Below are 7,049 nucleotides of genomic sequence, written 5' to 3'. Positions count from 1 at the left end.
TAGCTGCATCTGCAGGGATACCGGTTAAAGTACCGGTAATCTTCACAGTCGAAGTTGACTCTGCTGCGTTCAACACATTGTCTGCAGTTACCGCATCAATCGCAAGGGTTGCACCAGTATTGTCTGGTGCAGTGGTATCCACTGTATAGACTTGGGTATCGGTTACGTTGCTGCTGTTACCGGCTGCATCAGTGAAAGTCACTTTTGCATCAATGGTCTTATCGCTATCGGCCAGTAAGTCACTACCTGCGACATCTGCCGTCCACTTGCCTGTTGCAGTATCGACAGTTGCCGTATAAGTCTTACCATTAATGACGAGTGTCACGACTGTGCTTGCTGCATCTGTAGGAATACCGGTCAAAGTACCGGTAATTTTCACAGTCGAAGTGGATTCTGCCGCATTCAAAACGTTGTCTGCGGTCACTGGATCTACATTAAATTGAACTGAACCTGTATCCGGTGGTGTGCTATCAATAACCACGGTTTCTGAGCCCGGTGCAGATGGGTTACCCGCTGGGTCAGTCGCAATAACTTTAATCGTATCGCCATCTTTTAAGCCGCCCGGATTTGGTACGGTCCATTCACCTGTGGTTGGATCAGTAGGAACCTGAACGGTACTGCCATCAGGGAAGGTCACAGTCACGGTTGAACCCGGCTCTGCTGTCCCCGTGATCGGATCCTTACCATTAATTGGATCAATTTCTGGTACCGCTGGTGCAGTCACATCTACGTTATAAGTTTGTGTATCCGTAACGTTGCTACTATTGCCTGCTGCATCGGTGAAAGTCACTTTTGCATCAATGGTTTTGTCACTATCAGCCAGTAAGTCACTACCCGCCACATCAGCAGTCCATTTACCAGTTGCTGGATCTACCGTTGCCGTATAAGTCTTACCATTAATGACGAGTGTCACTACTGTGCTTGCTGCATCGGCAGGGATACCCGTTAAAGTACCAGTCACCTTGACGGTCGACGCTGATTCTGCTGCATTGAGGACATTATCTGCAGTGACTGGATCTACATTAAATTTAACTGCGCCAGTATCTGGAGGTGTGGTGTCCGGATTATTACCATTATTATTATCGCGCCCATGATGACCATCGCTACCGCCACTTGCTGCTGCAATAATACCGCCAGCCACTAAAGGCACAGCCCACAACCATGGATTCATTCCACCATCATGGTAAAGTAAAGGTTCTACAGACTGGATCGGTTGATAGACAACATCTGAAACTGGCACCTCTGGAACAGCCTCTGGCACAACCGCCGGAGTTTCCTCTAAGTATACAGCCCCTTCCGTGTCGGCATCGGCATCTGCATCCGCGTCACTATCTGCATCCGCATCATTTTCGGCATCTTTGAAACGTGCCCAAATCAGTTGACCATCTTCGCCCTGAAAAACTAGACTATTATCTAGATTTGCCCCTTCATTAAAGAAGTTTTGAATAACAATCTTTTCTCCATTTTTCAGTAAAATAACGGCATTAGAACCATCTCTTTTTACTGCTGAGATATCATTTACAGGGATCTTTACCAGAACCACTGTGGCCTCAGATGGTAAGGACGCTGTTTTTTCCGTCGTATTTGCAAGGGTTTTATGACTTTCCTTGGAAATAATTTGTATTTCAGACATGATTATATTCCTCAATTATATATTATTAATTTCAAATCAATTTCTAATGACGTTATTACTGAAGTTAAAATTATTTTTTCAAGTGATAGAGTTCACGACACTACTTTAAATCAAACAGAAGAAATGTTAAATAGCTCACAAAACAAAGAAAATAAACTTACATTGAAATATTTTATAACACTTACACAAACCCATGTTTTAAAACAATAAAAAAAATAATAATTACTTTAAAAAATAAAAAAATTACGCTTTAAAACAAATAAATTTACAATTAATTAATAGGTTCCTAAAAAGTATTTTAATTAAATTAAACAAACTTTTTAAATATATTATTTAAATTAAAATAAAAAAGCCTTTTTATAATAAAAGGGCTTTTTTAACAAATGAAAAAAATATGCGTTTAAAAGTTATCAGGATTTTCCAAACGTTTAACTTCTTCTCGTTTACTTGGATGATGCATGGTGGCTACCCCGTCATCTGTTTTCTGATCCAATAAAATCTCGGGATTGTAGATGGTAATCGTCTCTCGCCCTAAAGCATCCTCACCAATAATATATTTAAAGCCACGGCGGTTCATCTTGTTACACATGCGTTGATACAACCCTTTTAATCCATCCTTTTCTTCATTTGGATTGTAGTAGAACGCATTCATTACCGCAGGTAAACCAAGACCACATACCACTCCGGACAGCAATACACTAATAAAGGTGTAACCAATCAAAATACTACTGTATGGACTAAGTTCAGGGATGTTTGCTACGGCAAGGATTAAGGCAAGTGAAATACCGCCACGTACCCCTCCCCAAGAGAGAATCGCTAAACTGCCGTTATAGCTTTTGTTACGGAAAGATGGAAATAAGGCAAAAGAGGCAAAGTTGGCAGCAAAACGGGAAAGATGCAGGATAATAAAGGCAATAATACCGCCAATAATCAGGTTAGCACTAAGATCAAGAATAAAGAGTTCCAGACCAATTAATGTAAACAGGAAAGAGTTAATAATTCCTTCAACCGTATGCCAGAAATGATTCACCTCACGTATTTCACGCTGTTCACGAATCTCTTGCCATTTATTCCCGACAATCAGTCCACCGATCACACAGGCAATTGGCGCTGAGGCGTGGGCAAATAGCGCAACGAGATATGAACCACTGGCCAGCAAGGCTGTGGTTAAGATTAACGACTCCATCTCATGTTTACCACGTAGTAAACGCAAGATTGCAAAACCGAACCCAAAACCAATAATCACCGCGACAAAGATTTCATAGAGCAAGGTTTCAACGGTTGCCAATAAGGAAAAATGCTCCCCTTGCAGGACTTTTAATAAAGTCATAAATAAGGCAATACACATGGCATCGTTAAATAAAGACTCACCTTCCAACTTTACCATGAGATGGTGGGGCGCTCGAATTGAACTAAGCACCCCTTTGACACCAATTGGATCCGTCGCCCCAAGTGCTGCGCCTAATAACAATAAAACGCCAATCGGGACTGGATAGCCAACCAACCACTGAAATAAATACAATAAACCTGCATAGAATCCAGCACATAGCACTAATGCAATGGTGGCTAAAATACCAATAGGTTTCCAATAGTTTTTTAAATCCGAAATTTTAAACTTAAGTGCAGAAGAGGTTAAAATAAAGCAAATCACACCATTAATTAAAAAATCATAGAAATCAATATTTCGTACAGCAGCTTCAATGTTATGAATATTAATGGTAATAAACTGATTACCATTTAATAGACTTGCACCCCACTGTAAAATAAAGACAAAAATCGCTGAAACAATCGGAACACCAATCGCTTGGGGAAAACCAAGTATTCGTTTATTAAAAATGGTCGTGGCAATGGATAATGCAAAAATTACCGTTAATGCTTGTAAAAGAAAATAATTACCCATACAACCTCTTTATTTATTTCAATTTTCAACACACATCATTTATTTAAACTTTAAAATCGCTATTGCAATTTAAAAGCTCATTGTTTTTGCGATTAAATAAAGAATGAAGGTCTATGCTGCAGTTTTACTCACTGATGATTTAGTTTTTATTTACAAATGATTTAGATGCAGTCGTAAACCAGTCATCCTCAATTCAGCATAGACATGTTATTTTACGTTAAATCTTCTTAGGCTTCGTATATCTTCCGTATAAAAATCAAGGACAAAAAAGCAGCGAGGCTGCTCACTTAAAAGTATTACATTGGTTGACATCACCCGATTTTAAACCGGTCTGAAACCACTGCATCCGCTGTTCACTGGTGCCATGGGTAAAACTGTCGGGAACCACCTGTCCTGTGGCACGGCGCTGCAGATAGTCATCACCAATTTTTTCAGCGGCATCCATCGCTTCTTCAATATCCCCTTGCTCAAGGAATTGAGTACGCTGCTGATTTTGATGCGCCCAGATACCCGCAAAACAGTCAGCTTGTAATTCCAGACGCACAGAAAGTTGATTGCCCTGCGCTTGGCTCGCCTGAGCACGGGCTTGCTGTACCTGATCTGAAATACCTAACAGATTCTGGATATGATGTCCCACTTCATGCGCTATCACATAAGCTTGGGCAAAATCTCCTGCCTGATCCTGACGGGAAAGCTCTGTCTGGTTCTGCTCACCTGAAATGCCCATCTGCTGGCGCATATCTTTAAAGAAAGAAGTATCAATATAGACCTTTTGATCTGCTGGACAATAGAATGGCCCCATTGCAGCCTGTGCTGTACCGCAACCTGATCTGACCACGCCACTAAAGAGTACTAGACGAGGTGGCTTGTAAGTCATTCCCAATTGCTGGAAAATCGGTGTCCAGGTATCTTCTGTATCTGCCAGCACCGTACCGACAAAATCACTCGCTTCTTTCTGCTCAGCCGTTAAGCTTTGCGGTGCACTGCCTTGCTGAGAAGATTGTGCTGTCACAGCTTGCGTAGCCTGATATGCCTGTTGCGGATCGACGCCAAAGAATTTCCAGGCAACAAACGCCACAACCAGACCTAATATACTGATACCACCTGCTTTTGCTCCGCCACCACCACGACGGTCTTCAACATTGGTACTGACTCGACGACCTTTCCAGCGCATAACGACCTCACATAATTTTGATGATGACGATTCGGGTTTAAGTTGATGCCTTCGGCCAAACTTTCTGAATCAAGCCGACAATAAGCAATACAATTGCTCCAGCTACCAGACCAATTCCAAGATTGATTAATGTTGGCGTCAATGCACCAATGATTGAACCTACACTTGGAATCAGCTCTAAATGATCAACTGTTTCTTCTGTAAAATGATGCAGTAATGGAATGGTATGCGAGATAATACCGCCACCGACTAAAAACATGGCAATTGTTCCAACAATTGAAAGTGTTTTCATCAAAATTGGAGCAAAACCAAGTAAACCACGTCCTATTTTATTCTTAAACTCAGAAGCCTGCTGGGTTAAATATAAACCTAAATCGTCAATTTTAACGATCATTGCAACCAGACCATACACCCCGACCGTCATGACAATTGCAATAATACTTAATACTGTCACTTTAGTCGTAAACGCTGCTGTTGCAACTGTACCTAACGAAATCACCACAATTTCAGCCGATAAGATAAAGTCGGTACGAATCGCACCTTTTACTTTTTCCTTCTCAAATTTCGCCAGATCAACTTCGACTTCCTGTAAATCTTCACTTGCCTCTTCTGTGGTTTTGGCTTTTTTATGCTTCAAGGTATGAACGACCTTTTCGACACCTTCATAACATAAAAACAGACCACCAATCATCAACAAGGGATTAATGAGCCACGGCGCAACCACACTGATGAGCAAGGCTAATGGCACCAGAATTAACTTATTAACAAATGACCCTTTGGCAACACTCCAGACAACAGGCAACTCACGATCTGCACGCACACCACTGACCTGTTGTGCATTCAGCGCCAAGTCATCGCCCAATACACCCGCAGTTTTTTTGGCTGCCATTTTGCTCATTACAGCAACGTCATCCAGAATCGTCGCGATATCATCCAGTAATAATAATAAACCACTCGCCATTTTTATTTCCTAATTTGTATTTATGTCGCTATTGTAGATTCCCTCAGTATATTCACAATATTATTTTTCAGAAAAAGTTAAAATTATCGCTGACGAAAAAAATTTATTTCTCGTACAATAATATCAATCTTATATCTATGAAATAACTGAATCTTGGAACATATCATGAGTAATATTGATCAACGTCCAATCATTTTGACAGGCGACCGTCCAACTGGACAACTTCATCTTGGACACTTTGTCGGTTCATTACGATCTCGTGTAGGTCTACAAGACAGTCATCATCAACACCTATTATTGGCTGATGCTCAGGCAATGACAGACAATGCAGATAATCCAGATAAAGTCCGCAACAACATTCTTCAGGTTGCACTAGATTATTTGGCAGTCGGCATTGACCCAACCAAAACCACAATTTGTGTGCAATCTTGCTTACCTGCACTGAATGAATTGACCATGCTTTACCTCAACTACGTGACTGTTGCACGTTTAGAGCGTAACCCGACCATCAAATCTGAGATCCAGATGCGTGGTTTTGAGCGTGATATTCCAGCGGGCTTCCTGTGCTACCCGATTGCGCAAGCGGCAGATATCACTGCATTTAAAGCAACTGTTGTGCCTGTGGGCGAAGATCAGATTCCAATGATCGAACAAACCAACGAAGTGGTACGTCGTGTGAACCGCCAAATTGGTCATGACCTATTACCAGAATGTAAAGCCCTCTTGTCAAACATGGCACGTTTACCAGGGTTTGACGGTAAAGCAAAAATGTCTAAATCATTAGGCAATACCATTGTGCTGAATGCTTCTGACAAAGACATCAAGAAAGCCGTCAATGCCATGTATACCGACCCGAATCACTTACGTATTGAAGATCCAGGTCAGGTTGAAGGTAACATTGTATTCACTTATTTAGATGCTTTTGATCCGAATAAAGAAGAAGTGGAAGAGTTAAAAGCACATTATCGTCGTGGGGGTTTAGGCGATGGTACGGTGAAAAAACGTCTGGAAGGTGTATTGAAAGAGCTGATTACACCGATTCGTGAACGTCGTGCCGAGTTAGAAAAAGATCCGGATTACATCATGGATGTCCTTAAACAAGGGACTGAAAAATGCCGGATTATTACTCAACAGACTTTAGATGAAGTAAAAGATGGCTTAGGATTATTTAAATTCTAATTTACGTTATTTTTCATATAAAAAGCCCGTTTCAGGGCTTTTTTTAATATAAGCATTTGATTTAAGTTTAATTTTAGAACTTATAGATAAAATATAAAACTAACACTTTTTGTCACTTATTAACATGTATTAACAGTTATTAACATGAATACCTATGAACTTGGTCGGGATTTTAAATATGATTGCGTTGTAGATTAGCAAA

5 protein-coding genes are annotated in these 7,049 nt (G+C 40.8%); 1 reads left to right on the top strand and 4 read right to left on the bottom strand.

Going from position 1 to position 7,049, the window contains the following annotated elements:
* From ACNQO6_RS05855 to ACNQO6_RS05840, 4 genes are all read right to left on the bottom strand, one after another.
* Positions 1-1,633 (bottom strand): Ig-like domain-containing protein (locus tag ACNQO6_RS05855; RefSeq protein ID WP_440208358.1); only part of this gene is annotated, 1,633 nt, incomplete at its 3' end.
* A 400-nt stretch (positions 1,634-2,033) separates the two neighbouring features.
* Positions 2,034-3,533, bottom strand: a complete 1,500-nt coding sequence (locus tag ACNQO6_RS05850; RefSeq protein WP_440208357.1) for a cation:proton antiporter — start codon at positions 3,531-3,533, stop codon at positions 2,034-2,036.
* A gap of 283 nt (positions 3,534-3,816) precedes the next feature.
* A complete protein-coding gene (ypfJ, locus tag ACNQO6_RS05845) occupies positions 3,817-4,707 on the bottom strand; it encodes a KPN_02809 family neutral zinc metallopeptidase (RefSeq protein WP_005227116.1) in 891 nt (296 codons plus the stop codon).
* Positions 4,708-4,744: 37 nt separating this feature from the next.
* Positions 4,745-5,668 (bottom strand): DUF808 domain-containing protein, encoded by a 924-nt coding sequence (locus ACNQO6_RS05840; RefSeq protein ID WP_440208356.1) that lies wholly within the window; start codon positions 5,666-5,668, stop codon positions 4,745-4,747.
* 165 nt (positions 5,669-5,833) lie between these two features.
* Here ACNQO6_RS05840 and trpS point away from each other — a divergent pair, with 165 nt between their 5' ends.
* Positions 5,834-6,847: a tryptophan--tRNA ligase gene (trpS, locus tag ACNQO6_RS05835; RefSeq protein WP_004775149.1), complete on the top strand. Its 1,014-nt coding sequence runs from the start codon at positions 5,834-5,836 to the stop codon at positions 6,845-6,847.
* Positions 6,848-7,049 lie beyond the last annotated feature (202 nt).

Source organism: Acinetobacter calcoaceticus, assembly GCF_051947995.1.
Classification (GTDB): domain Bacteria; phylum Pseudomonadota; class Gammaproteobacteria; order Pseudomonadales; family Moraxellaceae; genus Acinetobacter.
Note: the sequence above shows the minus strand (reverse complement) of the source record. Positions and strands in the feature narration are given on the sequence as shown.

Coding starts and splice junctions, on each gene's coding strand:
- trpS (WP_004775149.1), top strand. CDS start 5,834: ATGAGTAATATTGATCAACGTCCAATCATTTTGACAGGCGACCGTCCA.
- ypfJ (WP_005227116.1), bottom strand. CDS start 4,707: ATGCGCTGGAAAGGTCGTCGAGTCAGTACCAATGTTGAAGACCGTCGT.
- ACNQO6_RS05840 (WP_440208356.1), bottom strand. CDS start 5,668: ATGGCGAGTGGTTTATTATTATTACTGGATGATATCGCGACGATTCTG.
- ACNQO6_RS05850 (WP_440208357.1), bottom strand. CDS start 3,533: ATGGGTAATTATTTTCTTTTACAAGCATTAACGGTAATTTTTGCATTA.